The 11548-nt window shown below is 72.1% G+C and carries 8 protein-coding genes; 3 read left to right on the top strand and 5 right to left on the bottom strand.

Translation table 11 applies throughout. The features are described 5' to 3' along the window. Positions 1-20: 20 nt before the first annotated feature. The gene (locus FAF44_RS06080) at positions 21-815 is read right to left on the bottom strand and encodes an alpha/beta fold hydrolase (RefSeq protein WP_237102029.1); all 795 of its coding nucleotides are present in this window, start codon (positions 813-815) and stop codon (positions 21-23) included. Positions 816-837: 22 nt separating this feature from the next. On the opposite strand from FAF44_RS06080, the gene FAF44_RS06075 reads away from it, so the two are divergent. Continuing rightward, a complete protein-coding gene (locus FAF44_RS06075; protein WP_237102027.1) occupies positions 838-1614 on the top strand; it encodes a TetR/AcrR family transcriptional regulator in 777 nt (258 codons plus the stop codon). A gap of 9 nt (positions 1615-1623) precedes the next feature. On the opposite strand, the gene FAF44_RS06070 is transcribed toward FAF44_RS06075, so the two are convergent. From FAF44_RS06070 to FAF44_RS06060, 3 genes are all read right to left on the bottom strand, one after another. Continuing rightward, entirely contained in the window at positions 1624-2796 is a 1173-nt protein-coding gene (locus tag FAF44_RS06070; protein WP_237102025.1) for an MFS transporter, read from the bottom strand. Positions 2797-2801: 5 nt separating this feature from the next. After that, positions 2802-3290, bottom strand: coding sequence for a hypothetical protein (locus FAF44_RS06065; RefSeq protein ID WP_237102023.1), 489 nt, complete (start codon positions 3288-3290; stop codon positions 2802-2804). A gap of 200 nt (positions 3291-3490) precedes the next feature. Further along, the gene (locus tag FAF44_RS06060) at positions 3491-4714 is read right to left on the bottom strand and encodes a GNAT family N-acetyltransferase (RefSeq protein WP_237102021.1); all 1224 of its coding nucleotides are present in this window, start codon (positions 4712-4714) and stop codon (positions 3491-3493) included. A 67-nt stretch (positions 4715-4781) separates the two neighbouring features. Here FAF44_RS06060 and FAF44_RS55690 point away from each other — a divergent pair, with 67 nt between their 5' ends. Both FAF44_RS55690 and FAF44_RS06050 read left to right on the top strand, forming a co-directional pair. Next, positions 4782-7547, top strand: a complete 2766-nt coding sequence (locus FAF44_RS55690) for an AAA family ATPase (protein ID WP_237102019.1) — start codon at positions 4782-4784, stop codon at positions 7545-7547. Between the two features lie 39 nt (positions 7548-7586). Next, on the top strand, positions 7587-8243 hold the full coding sequence (locus tag FAF44_RS06050; protein ID WP_237102018.1) for a hemerythrin domain-containing protein: 657 nt from the start codon (positions 7587-7589) through the stop codon (positions 8241-8243). On the opposite strand, the gene FAF44_RS06045 is transcribed toward FAF44_RS06050, so the two are convergent. Beyond that, positions 8179-11370 (bottom strand): BTAD domain-containing putative transcriptional regulator, encoded by a 3192-nt coding sequence (locus FAF44_RS06045; RefSeq protein ID WP_237102017.1) that lies wholly within the window; start codon positions 11368-11370, stop codon positions 8179-8181. The genes FAF44_RS06050 and FAF44_RS06045 overlap by 65 nt on opposite strands. Positions 11371-11548: the final 178 nt, after the last annotated feature.

The following is an 11548-nucleotide window of genomic DNA, read 5'->3' as shown; positions in this document are numbered from 1 at the left end:
TGTCTTCGGGCGGCGTACCGCTAGCTCAGGATTTTGTGGAGGGTCTGGGCGAACTCCTCCGGATGGCTGTCGAAGCCGCCGTGGTTCCCGGGGAAGTCGACCAGCTCGGTGCCGAGCCGCTCTGCGAGCGCGGCGGCGGCACGCTGGGGGAAGGTGCCGACGGAGGCCCCACCGCCGGCGGCCACGATCCGGGTGGATGCCGCGCGCAGGGCAGCGAGGTCGGGTTCGTACAGCGTGATCGGCAGAAGGCCATGACCGAACAGGCGCTCGCCCGCGGCCACGTCCTCCTCGGACGGCTCCTGCGGCTCGCCGTCCGGCATGGGGGGCGCCTCGAAGCCGCCGAATTCGAAGAACTGGCCCCATGCCGCCCCCTGGCCGTGGGCGCGGTAGGTGTCATGGATGTCATGGAGCGCGGCCCGCGCCTGCTCCCTGTCCGGCAGCAGGTCGGCCAGGGGAGGGTCGTGGGCGACGAGAGTGCGGAGCCGGTCCGGATACTTGGCGACGAGCGCGAGACCGATGACCGCACCGCCACTGTTGCCGAACAGGTGCACGGGCTCCGGCTCCACGAGGTCGAGCACCGCCTTGACGTCGTCGGCGAGCACCTCGGGCATCGCGTCCTGCTCACGGTCGGCGATCGTGCTGCGCCCGAATCCCCGGGGATCGATCGTGACGACGGTGTAGTGCTCGGTCAGCTTCGAGACGAGCGCGGCGAAGCCGCTGCCGTCCATGGGATGGCCGATGACCGCGAGCACCGGCCCGCTGCCCCGGACTTCGTAGGAGATCTGGGCACCCGGCACGTTCACCGTGCGTGACATGGCTACTCCTCAAGGTTTATCAGTGGAACTGGACGGTATAGTACTGACGGGCGTACGGAACTGTCTAGTACTCTTCGTTCAGTTCGACTTTGAGGAAGGTGACGTGAACCCACGAGAGCGGACGCAGCAGAGCGGCGGCCGGCCGGCGGCCGTCAAGCCGGACGACGACATGGAGGTCGGCCGTACCGAGCGGAAGCGACGCGCGATCCTTCAGGCGGCCACCGAGGTGTTCCTGCAGAACGGCTATCTGGGAGCGAGCATGGATCAGGTGGCCGCCCGAGCCGCCGTGTCCAAGCAGACCGTCTACAAACAGTTCGAGGACAAGGAACGCCTGTTCGCCGAGATCATCCTGGGCACCAACGATCAACTGGTGAACGGATTCGGGCAGGCCGCCCATCGTCTCGACCAGGCCACCGATGCGCGGCAGGCGCTGCGCGAAGTCGCGCGCGGTTTCCTCGAAAGCCTCACCCGGTCGGACGTCATCCAGTTGCGCCGGCTGGTCATCGCCGAGGCCGACCGGTTCCCCGAGCTGTCCGGAGCCTGGTTCGAGCACGGCTTCCACCGGTCGCTGGTGCTTCTGGGAGAGGCGATGCAGCGGCTTGCCGAGCGCGGGATGCTACGCGAGCTGCCCGATCCGACCCTGGCCGCCTACCAGTTCGCCGGGCTCATCATGTACAAGCCGATGAACCAGGTGATGTTCGCCGGCACGCTGGCCAAGCCACCCATCGAAGAGCTCGAACGCATCGCCGACGAGGCGGTGCAGGTGTTCCTCGCGGCCTACGACGGTGACCGCGCCTGACCGGGATGCTCAGCGGTGCGGCCCCAGGCTCAGCAGGCCCAGGAACACCGCACCCAGCACCGCGGTGACCATGAAGGCGCCGAGCACCATCGTCGGTCCCAGCTCGGCCTCCAGGATCCAGCCGCCCAGCGAAGGAGAGACGATGGCGCCGGCGCGGCCGAGCCCATGGGTCCAGCCGATGGCCGTCGCGCGCAGGGCGACCGGATAGGAGTCGGCGACAGAGGCGGTGATCAGGTTGAGCGCGCTGTGCGCACCGGCGCCGATGAGCGCGATCAGGCCGAGGAAGACGACGGTGCTGCCCGGGTGCAGCACGCAGCCCAGGATGCCCAGACCCGCCAGCAGGGCGCTCAGCCCCGCGACCCGCCTGGTTCCCCAGCGCAGGCACAGCGCGGCCAGCGCGAACGATCCGGCCAGCGCGCCGAGGTTGAGCACCGTGGAGAACCGCAGCGCGGAAGCGAGCGGGTGACTCAGGTCGTGCATGAGGGTCGTCAGCCAGGTGTTCAGCCCGTACCAGGTGAGCAACATCATGAGGTTGGCCAGGGGGAACAGCATCGTGCTGAGCAGCAGCCCGGGTGCGAACAACACGGAGAACCCGATCGGATCGGGCGCCCGGCCGCGGTACTCCGCCGAGTCGGGCAGCCGCAGGAAGGCCACGATCAGGACGATGACCGAGGCGACGCCGCCGATGAGGAACATCACGCGCCAGTCGGCGACGGGCAGCACGACCAGCCCGGTCAGGGAGGCGAGCATGCCACCGGCGGGCAGGCCCGCCATCAGCACGGTGAAGACGACTCCGGTGCGATCCGCCGGCGCCAGCTCTCTGGCCAGGGCCAGCACGACGGGCAGGACCGCGCCCATGCCGACCCCGGCCAGCAGCCGGAAGACGCCCAGGTGCCAGGGCGCTCCCGCCAGGGCGCACGCGATCGTCCAGACGGTGAACCAGGCGAGCGAACCCAGGACGAACGGCCGGCGGCCGAACAGGTCGCTGAGCCTGCCGACGACCAGGGCGCCGACGAGCATGCCCAGGTAGGCCGCGCTGCCCAGCGTGCCGGCGTCGGCCCGGGTGAGCTCCCATCCGGGCTCCCGCAGCAGGGACGGCAGCAGCGCGCCGTACACGATGAGGTCGTAGCCCTCGGCGATCACCACGAGTGCGCAGATCGTGATGGCCGACCACCTGCCCACGCCCCTCATTGCGGATGATCACCCCGGGTCCTGGGGATCCTGCGTCGCGGTTTGAAGACCGACAGCGCCGTCGCCGTCACCAGCATGACCAACTGCGCGGCAGGCACGGCCACCTGGCCCCACTGCCGGTCCGTCGCGACGCCCCGTCCGCCCGCGGTGGCGGCGGCCATCCCCACGGGATCGAACAGGAACGCGCCGAGGCAGATGACGCCCAGGATCAGGACCAGCTTGGCCGCCACCCAGGAGTGGCGGAACACCCCCCAATGGCTGCTCAGCCCCAGCGTGACGCCGGTGGCCAGAGCGGTGAGGCTGAGCGGTATCCCGCCCGCGAACACCAGGAACGGCATCAGGCGGTAGGCGGCGTGCGCCAGCTCCGGCTCCTCCGCCAGGGTCGCCGCCGTGTTCAGCACGACCAGTGCCCACACCTCACCGAGCAACGCCACCGCTGCGATGACGTGGACGACCAGGACCGTCTTCCTGATACGCGGCCGCATCGCACCCGCCTCCCTCCCCGAACCCGACGGCCTCATCCTCGCCGCTTCGCCCAGGTCCGGGCGTCGGCCGGAGGGAGGCCGTCCGGGTACGCCCAGGAGCGTAGGGCGACCGGCCGAGGCCGGGGCCCGCCGAGAGCGGTCGCGGTGACGTCAAGGACGATCTGGTCCTCCGGGCGTGCCTGGATCCGGCCGGACGCCGATCAGAAGGCGGGGAACGCCCAGCCTGAGGGGTGAAACGGTGCCCGCTCGCCGCGGAAGGCGAGCGAGGCGGCGGCGAGCGCCCCGGGGCGCAGTTCCTCCACCCGGCCGGCCGCCGCCAGGGCCGCCAGGGTGGTGCCGCCCAGGTAGGCCGCGCCCAGTTCGGCGGAGGTCAGTCGCAGGTCGGGCCGGGTCCGGGTGCGTTCGCAGGTGACGGAGTCGCCGTCGGCCCGCAGGCGGTAGCGCCCCGCGTTCCACGGGCAGAACGTGTCCTGCACCTCCAGGACCAGCTCCAGCGGGGCCGAGTAGCGGCGTGCCGTCAGCGCGCGGTCGACGTCCACCAGGCGGACCCAGAGGTTGTCGATCACGGTGGTGCGGGCCGCACGCGGGTCGGTCAGCAGGTGCTTCAGCGGGTCGTCGACGGCTCCGTCGTAGCTGAGGCCGGCGTGGGCGTCGAGGTCGATGAGGTAGCGCCACAAGGCGGCGTTGGACTGCCGGGTGGTGGCCGCGACCTCGATGACCTGCGCCAGCCGCGGCTTGGAGCGGTAGAGGGCGTAGCCGGTGACCTCGCCGCCGGGTTCGAAGTGGACGGCGAAGCGCAGTGCCGTCCCGCCGTCGCGCGCGCGTTCGCCGTCGGCCAGCCTCGCCTCCCAGAACCGGTCCGTACGGTCCACCCAGCCGACCCCGGCAAGGCGGGCGGTGTCGTAGACCTTCTCCAGCAGCGGCCGGGCCTGCCGGCGGTCGAGCAGGCGGATCGTCCCGTCGCCGAGGTCGGTGCCGGGCCTCAGGGCCAGGAGCTTCTTGTCGGCCTGGATCTCGGCCACGTGGCTGGCGACGCCGTAGCCGAAGCGGCCATAGATCGTGGCCTCGGCGGCGTTGAGCGCGGTGATCGGTTCGCCGCCTGATTCGTGCAGGTCAGTGAGCTGCTTGCGCATCATCTCGGTGAGGATGCCGCGGCGCCGGTGCGTGGGCAGGACCGCGACGAGCGTGATGCCGGCGACGGGCGTCACCGCGCCGGGGATCGTCATGACGCGGCCGTAGATCGACGCGCCGCCGACGATCTCCTCGCCGTCGAAGGCGGCGATCGTGCGTCCGGGCTCGATGGAGACGGCGGCGTTCCTGAGGCCGCCCTCGTACCAGTCCTGGCCGTAGGTCGTGGTGATCATGCGAGCCCACGCGTCGAGCTCGTCGGCGCGGATGGTCCGCAGGGGGTACGTGGCTGTCATGCTTCGACAGTGACCGGGTAAACAGCCGTTGCGCATCGAGTGATCTGTGTATTTATATGCTGGTTCCGTGGTGGCGGAGCGCGTGGTCAGCCCGGTGTTCATCGGCAGGGGCGAGGAGCTGTCGGCACTGGCGGCGGCCCTGGACACGGCTGTGGGGCAGGGGCCCGCCGTGGCGCTGGTGGCCGGGGAGGCCGGGATCGGCAAGTCGCGGCTGCTCGCCGAGTTCGCGCGGTCGCTGGGCCCGGCCGTGCGGGTGGTCGAGGGCGCCTGCGCGGAACTGGGCAGTGACGGCCTGCCGTACGCGCCGTTCGTGACGGTGCTGCGCAGGCTGATCCGGGTCGAAGGGGTGCTGCCTGGGCCCTACCGTCAGCTTGCCCGCTGGTTCCCGGAGCTCGGCGAGGCGGGCGACGCGGAAGGCGGCAAGCACCGGCTGTTCGAGGAGGTCCTGACGCTGGTCGAGCGCGTGGCCGCGGACCAGCCGCTGGTCGTCTCGATCGAGGACCTGCACTGGGCCGACGCCGCCACCCGCGAGTTGCTCGGCTTCCTGGCCAGGAACCTGACCCAGACCGGCGTGCTCCTGGCGATCACCTACCGGCCGCCGGAGACGGGCGACGGGCGGCTCGGGCCGCTGCTGTCGGAGCTGGGCCGCCGCCCGCGCACCACCACGCTGCGCCTGGACCGCCTGGACCGGCAGGGCGTGGGCCGGCAACTGGCCGCGATCCTCGGCGCCGAGCCGGACACGGCCGCGGTACGCCGCGTCCACGAACGCAGCGACGGCAACCCGCTGTTCGTCGAGGCGCTCGCCCGCGCCGGTGAGCGGACCCCGGACAGCCTGCGCGACCTGCTGCTGCACGGCCCGCGGTCGCTGCCGGGCCCGGCCCGCGGGCTGCTGGGCATCGCTTCGGTCGCGGGCGGCCGGGTCGGCCACCGGCTGCTGGCGCAGGTGGCCGGGCAGGACGGGGCCGAGCTGGACACCCTGCTGCGCGAGCTCGTCGACCGCGGCCTGCTCGTCACGGCAGGGGACGGCTACGACTTTCGCCATGCCCTGATCCGGCAGGCGGTGTACGAGGACCTGCTGCCCGGCGAGCGGGCGCGCCTGCACGCGTGCTACGCCGGGGCCCTGCGCGACTCCGGCGCCCACGCGGAGCTGGCCGCGCACGCCTACGCCGCCGGTGACCGCGGCCCGGCCCTGTCCGCCGCCTACCTGGCCGCGAGCCAGGCGCGCAGGTCCTACGCCTACGAGGAGCAGGTCCGCCTGCTCGATCAGGTCCTCGAACTCTGGGACCCGCGGGCGCGGCTGGGCGCCGACCGGATCGATGTCCTGACCGGCGCGGCCGAGGCCTGCATGCTCAGCGGCGACTACGCGCGCGGGGTCGAGTACGCCAGCGCCGGGCTGGCCGCCGTGGACGAGCGGCGCGAGCCGGAGCGGGCCGCCCAACTGCTGGAACATCGAGGCAGGCTGCGGCATCGGCTGGAGGCGACCGGCGTCGCCGACTGGGAACGGGCCCTGGAACTGGTGCCCGCCACCTCCGACGGCGTTCAGCGGGGGCGGCTGCTCGGGGTGCTGGCCATGGGCCTGCTGCCGGAGACGGACAGGGCCCGCGAGCTGTTCGCGGAGGCGCTCGCCATCGGCCGGCGCACCGGCGATGCCACGGTGACGGTCCGTGGGCTGCTGGGCGTCGGGTCCCTGACGCGCGACCTCGGGATGCTGGCGCAGGCCCGGACGCTGGCCGCGCGGCTCGACGGCCACGACCTGCTCATGACCGTCCCGATGTACGAGGCCACGCTGCACACCAAGGCGGGCGACCAGCACCACGCCATCGAGGCGGCCCGCGACGGCATCCGCCACGCCCGCCGGTACGGGCTGGGCCGCAGCCGGGGCGCCGAACTCGCGCGCTTCGCCGGATACAGCCTGATCCTGGCCGGGGCGTGGGACGAGGCGTCCGCCCTGCTGGAGGAGAGCCTTCAGGAGGATCCGCCACCGCTGCCGCGGCAGGCCCTGCGCGCGCTCGACGGCTACCTGGCGCTGCTGCGCGGGGACCTGGCCAGGGCGGCCGCCGCCGCGGCGGACGTGGAGCACCCCGGTGACGGAGGTCTGTTCCCCCGCTATCGGCTCCTCTGCCTGCTCGCCGTCGCCCAGGGCGACCACGAGAGGGCCGGCCTGCTCCTGGACCGGGCGCTGGCCGATCCGGCGCTCACCCGGATCTACAGCAGCGACGCCCGGCCGGTCCTGGTCGCCGGCGCATTGGCGCAGCGCAGCCGGCTCACCCACGGTGACGGTGCGGACCTGCGCAAACGGGTCGCGAAACGGCAGGCCGAACTCGCCGCGGCCGATGCGACGCTCGGCGTGGACGGGCCGCTCGACCGCGCCTGGCAGATCATGCTGCACGCGCTGATCGAGGACGACGGCTGGGACCACGTCGCGGATGCCTGGCGGGACCTGCGGCAGCCGTACGAGCTGGCGCTGAGCCTGTTCCACGGCGCGCGAGCCGCGCTGGCGGCGGACGACCGGGCCGGGGCGACGGCCCGCCTCAGGCAGGCCGCGCGGCTGGCCGAAGACCTGGGCGCCGCGCCGCTCGCCCGCGAGATCGCCCTGCTCGGCCGGCCCCGACCGGCTCAGGACAAGCTCACGGAGCGCGAACACGACGTGCTCAGGTTGATCGCCGAGGGCCTGAGCAACCGGCAGATCGCCGCCCGGCTGCACATCTCACCGAGTACGGCGGGAGTGCACGTCTCCCACATCCTGAGCAAACTGGGCGCCACGACCCGCACCGAGGCGGCGGTCATCGCCCACCGTCAGCAACTCGTGCACAAGCGGCAAGTCGGCGACTGATCGGTGACAAGTGGCCGGGCGCAGGCTGAGGCCATGGAGATGACCCGAACCATTCAGATCCCGGCCGTTGCCGTACGACGCCCGGAAGACCCCGAGCCCGATCTCACCGCGATGTACGTCATCCACCGGGCGATGCTGGGTGACCTGCGTCGCCTGGCCGAAGACCACGGCGGCGGCGACGCGGCGATCCGCCGCTATGCGACTCTCCTGCTGTTCGAGGTCGACCATCATCACACCAACGAGGACGACCTGCTGTGGCCCGTCATCGAACGCGCCGCCGGCCGAGCTGTCGATCTGGCGCCGTTCACCGACGACCACCTCGCGCTGGAGGCGGTACTGGCCCGCTGCCGGGCCGCCCTCACCGGGGACCTGACCCGGCTGCGTCAGTCGCTCGGCGAGTTGCACGCGATGCTGGTCGAGCACATCGCCGATGAGGAGAGCGAGGTCTTCCCCATCATCAAGCGCTTCGTCCCGGCGGACGCCTACCAGTGGTGTGAGGACCGGATAGCCCGGCGGGCCGGGCTCGGCCAGATGCGTTTCACCGTCCCGTGGCTGTCCAGTTGGGCGACCTCGGAGGAACTCGACGGCATGCTGCGCCGGGTCGGGTCGCGCTTCCGGCTCGCGCTGGCCCTCACCCGAGGCCGGTACCAGAGGCTGGAACGAGCCGCGATCGCGCTGCCTCGGCCCACGCCCTGACCCCTGCCCGCTCGGCGATCTCCAGGGCCTGACGGAAGTGCGCCGTGGCGGGCCGGCCGAGGTACCCGGCCAGGTCACCGAGAACCTGCGCCGTCGGCCAGACGGCCAGGTATCCGGTGCCGCCCACCGGCATGCCGGCGTACGGAAGCAGTGCCTGGTAAGCCTGCTGGACGCGCGCGGTGTCGCCGAGAGCGATCCCGAGCAGGCCCCGAACGGTCGTGAGAAGGTGCCAGAAGTAGTCATGCCTGATGGGTGGCGGCTGCTCGCCGGCCGATTCGCGAGCCTCGGCCACCCGTCCGGCATGACACAGTGCCAACGCGTACAGCTCAGCAGATTGATCGCGCCAGGACTCATAACCGGCAAGGGCCGAAAGGGCGGCCAGTTCGGGCAGCAGCGGCGTGAGGTCGCCGCGCATCAGATGCAGGCCGTACCTGGCGAGGGCGAGCAGGCCGACCTCGTGCTGCCACATGCCCAGCCGCCCGGCCAGTTCGGCTCCCGTCCGCAGGTGGGCGTCAGCTCCGCGGTCGTCCCCGGCCAGTCCGGCGCGCAGCCCGCGATAGAAGCTCACCGCGGCCCTGGAGATCGGCAGGTCGTAGCTCTCCGCCACCCGCAGGGCCTCCGAGGCGTGCGCGTCCGCCGCGGTGAAATCGGCACGGCAGGTGGCCGACAGCATGAGGACGAGGTGACCCAGCGCCTCGACAGTGACCCTGGGGCCGGACAGTTCGAGGAGCTCACGGCCGATCTGCTCGCGTTCGGCCAGCTCACCGTGGCGGAAGGTCTGGTGGAAGGCGCCGTTGAGCGCGAGGATGAGCAGCTCGGGGTCACCCAGCCGGCGTGCCATGGCGACGGCCGCCCGTGCGGCGTCGTACCCGCGTTCGGTCGCCTCGCCCTCCAGCTCGAAGGCGAGCGCGGTGAGCAGGCGGCAACGGGCCACGCCATCGGCCGGTGGCAGGCTGTCCAGAGCATGCTCGACCGCCTCCACGAGGTCGGTGTCCAGCCGGGCGTACTCCCTGCTGCTCCAGAAGGTGGGCACCTCGAACGAGGCGATCACCCGCGCCAGCAACTCAGCATCGCCGTACGGCAACGCGGCCCTGACGGCCTCCTCCCGATGGGCACGGGCCTGCACCAGCCGGCCCGTGTTGGCCATGGCGGACACCATGGACAGCGTCAGATCGAGCCGCTCGCGGGGATCGCCCCGGAAGTGATCGATCGCCTGCTGCCACAGCGCCACGGCCTCGTGATGGGCGAAGCGGCGCTCGGCCTGACGCGCGGCCGGCACGGAGTAGTGTGCCGCCTCCGGCGATCGTCCGGCGGCGGTGAAGTGGTAGGCCAGGGTCGCGACGTCGTCCGGATGGTGTCGCTCGATGGCGCGGGCCACCCGCTCGTGCAGGCGCAGCCGGCGGTTGCGGGAGATGTCTTCGTACAACATGTCGCGGACCAGCATGTGGGAGAAGGCCAGCCGCGCGTCGGCCCGCTCGGTCAGCAGACCGGTGACCAGTCCGGCTTCCACGGCGTCCAGCAGGCCGTCCTCCTCGCCGCCGCTCACGGCTGCCAGCGTGTCGAGGTCGCACTCCCGGCCGATGACCGCGATCGTGCGCAGGACGGTCTGGGCGGGCGCGGGAAGACGAGCGACCCGGCGGCGCAGCACGTCACGAACCCCGGCCGGTACGGCGAGCGTGCCCTCCGCGTTCAGCAGTTTGGCCATCTCTCTGACGAAGAACGGGTTGCCGCCGGTGCGCTCGGCGATCTGGGCCACGACGTCGTCGTCGGCCGGGCAGATGAGCCGTACCAGATCAGCCACCTCAGCCGGAGCCAGCCCGGTCAGCTCGATCCGGATCGGCTCATGCGCGGCCAACGTGGCCAGCGCATCGGCGAGGTCATCGGTGATCGCGGTGTGCCGATACGAACCGATGACGACCACCGGCAACCCTTTGGCGGACGAGACCACATGAGTCAGCAGCGCCAGGGTTTCCGCGTCGGCGCGGTGCAGGTCGTCCAGAACGATCAGCACGGGCGCGCAGGAGGCGAGGAACGCGCCGACGGCCTGGTGCAGGCGGAACCGCGCCGCCGCCACATCGCCCGCCGCGGGCACGTCCGCGAGCAGCGGCGCCAGGGCCTGCGGATCCTCCGGCGGGGTACGGGCCGTCAACGAGCGCAGCAGCTCGGCCCACGCCCAGGCGGGAGGCGCGCCCTCGTATTCCGGGCACCGTCCCCAGCCGGTCGTCCAGCCCTTGGCGACCCGCACCTGCTCCAGCAGGGCGGTCTTGCCGGCACCGGGCTCACCGCTGACCAACACGACGCCGCTCTCGACCGCCGCGACCGCGACGCGTTCGGCCCGCCTCCCCACATAGGGCTGAGAGAGCACGACCGGGCGCTCAGGCACGACCTGCGGCGACGCGTTCTCCGTCAGGTGCGCCGCCTGCGCCAGGACATCGGCCTCCAACTGCCGTAACTCCGGCCCTGGGTCGATCCCCAGATCCTCGGCCAGCCGAGCGCGAGCCCTCCGCAGCGCGCTGAGCGCCTCACCCTGCCTGCCGCACCGGTACAGCGCTCTGGCCAGCAACGCCCAGGCCCGTTCGCGCAGCGGATGCTCATCGACCAGCCGTTCCAGATCCGGTACGACGGACGCCGCCCCGCGCGACCTGATCACCGCGTCCGCGTGCCGTTCGAGGGCTGACAGCCGCAACTCGTCCAGTCTGGCGATCTCGGCGTCGGCCCAGTGCGCCCCCATGAACTCGGCATATGCCGGTCCGCGCCACAGTTCCAGGGCCTTGGCCAGCTTCTCGGGGGTACCCGTCGGATCGCGTACCGCGCGTTCGAAGGCCCAGGCGTCGACAGCCATCGGATCCACGCTGATCGCGTATCCGGGCGGGACGGTCACCAGCACCTTCGCAGGGGCACGCGGCGGGCGGTCCGGCTCCAGCACGCGGCGCAGATTGGAGATGTAGGCCTGCACCGCGGCCAGCGCCTTGGGCGGCACCTCGTCGGCGTACACGTCCTCGATCAGCCGGTCGACGGAGACCGCCTGCCCCCCGGCGGCCAGCAGCCGGGCGATCACTGATCGTTGCCGTGGCCGTCCGAGCGCCACCGGCTCGCCGTCGAAACAGGCGGCAAGGGGACCGAGCACCTGAAAGGTGAGAACGACGCCACCTCCTCGCACCGGAGCTGCTCCAGCCACGATATCCAGCCTCGCCCCGACGACGCGATCCGCGGAGGGTCGGGGTGGGCGCGGGCGGCGCCGTCGGCGTTGACGGCCGCCGCGATCGCGATGGCGTGCTGTCTCGGCTGCCGAGCTTCCTGGAAGG

The sequence above is a fragment of the Nonomuraea sp. MG754425 genome (assembly GCF_021699195.1).
Classification (GTDB): domain Bacteria; phylum Actinomycetota; class Actinomycetes; order Streptosporangiales; family Streptosporangiaceae; genus Nonomuraea.
This window is presented reverse-complemented; position numbering and strand designations above follow the sequence as displayed.